Here is a 1,679-nt window from a genome sequence, read left to right as displayed (position 1 = left end):
AAAAATTTAGCAAACTGGACAGAAAAAAATAAACACTGCCCAGTTACGCACAAAATTATTTTTTGCGTAAAAACTGGGCAACCATACTGGTTGAACGCTATAGTTCCCGCAGGGGCAAAAAGACTTAAAAAAACGCTAGCTTTTAAGCTAACGTTTCAAATCTTTTAAGTAATAATTTTGTTTTTCAAAATTCCAAATTGCCGTAATTGAATGTGCTTTTTCTTCTTCGTCTGTTGTTTTATCTTCGTCACTTGTATTAATTAAATTGCCATCTTCAGCATCGTCTAAATTTAAAATTTTATGTTTTTGTTTAAGTAATCCACCATAACTCAACATACGTTTTCGATATAAACCTTTTTCTAAATCATTTACGATTTCTTGATTTTTTTCATCGTCATCAGTTAAAAAATCAGATGACTTAACCGAATATTTTGAGGTTTCTTTGATTGCTGCTTGAATATCTTTATCACCTTTTTGATTTGGTTTGATCGCTTTAATATTTACTACTGGTCGATAATTAACTTGTAATGCTTTTTGCCACAAATCGATCCAATCATTCTGTGAAATATAATTCTCAGAACCTCTAAAATATTTACTTTCAACACACAATAAAACATGCATATGTTGATTGTAACTACCATCATTTTTATTAACTGTAACCTCAGTCGAACGCATAAAACCAATTAAATTTTTACTAACTTTTTTATACTTAGTTAATCTATGAAATGACTTGGTTAGATGATTTAAACTTTGTTCTAAAGTATCTCCATCTATCGCGTTTTTTGTTGAAAGTGTTAAAAATAACCAACGCGCTTTAGGCTTTTCTTTAACGACTTCTTCAATCACTCTTTGAGCTTGATAACTATTTTTCATAGCACGCCTCCAATTACAAACTGGGCATAATTTCGATTTACAAAACCATGTCTTATGTAATTTCAAATAACCTTCATCAGTCGGCTTGAATTCTAAGACGTTACCACATTGTTTTACGTTAAAAGCCTTTTTTATTTTTAAGATTTCCAGTATATCTGCATAACTTACATTATCAATTTTCTTTTCTCTCCATGGGCGTTGTTTCCCACTTTTCGTCATATCTTTTAATGTTTCATTATCTTGATTTTCGTCTATATATTTTGTATGATTGTCTTGCATATAAAAAGACCTCCAGTATTAAGTTGATGAGTAGATGCTTCAATCTTATTACTGGAGCTTTTTTATGTCAAATTTTATTTTATACACTAAAAAACAATCAAAACGCTGTTATATCAAGGTTTTAAGATGATATTAAAAAAGATTGTTATTTCTATATAGTATCAAGACAAGAAGAAACTCGTTTTCAACTCGTTTCAAAACCCAATTCAAAACCACCTACATACTTCTTATTTTCGTTCAATTCCATAAACTAAAATAGCTAAAGCAATGATTAAAAGAAGGGGCATCGTAAAACTAAATAATAATAAAGCAATGATCCCAGTTACCCAAAAGGAATCTAAATAATATTTACCAAAGTTCAAAACAAACTCTCCTTTTTATTTTTTATGCTACTAAACATAATTGCTTTATTCCAATTGCTTTATTGACGTTGAGCCTCGGAACCCTTAACAATCCCAAAACTTGTCGAATGGTCGGCTTAATAGCTCACGCTATGCCGACATTCGTCTGCAAGTTTAGTTAAGGGT

2 protein-coding genes are annotated in these 1,679 nt (G+C 30.4%); both read right to left on the bottom strand.

Features of this window, described 5'->3' with window-relative positions; all coding sequences use genetic code 11:
• Positions 1 to 147: 147 nt before the first annotated feature.
• Entirely contained in the window at positions 148 to 1,152 is a 1,005-nt protein-coding gene (locus FHL06_RS12715; protein WP_153386952.1) for a protein rep, read from the bottom strand.
• Positions 1,153 to 1,379: 227 nt separating this feature from the next.
• Entirely contained in the window at positions 1,380 to 1,514 is a 135-nt protein-coding gene (locus FHL06_RS14965) for a hypothetical protein (protein WP_255883807.1), read from the bottom strand.
• Between the last annotated feature and the right edge of the window lie 165 nt (positions 1,515 to 1,679).

It is taken from the genome of Companilactobacillus halodurans (assembly GCF_009600985.1).
In the GTDB taxonomy this organism is placed as follows: Bacteria; Bacillota; Bacilli; order Lactobacillales; family Lactobacillaceae; genus Companilactobacillus; species Companilactobacillus halodurans.
This window is presented reverse-complemented; position numbering and strand designations above follow the sequence as displayed.

Bases quoted from the DNA above. Each gene is read 5' to 3' on its own strand.
- FHL06_RS12715 (WP_153386952.1), bottom strand. From the start codon at position 1,152: ATGCAAGACAATCATACAAAATATATAGACGAAAATCAAGATAATGAA.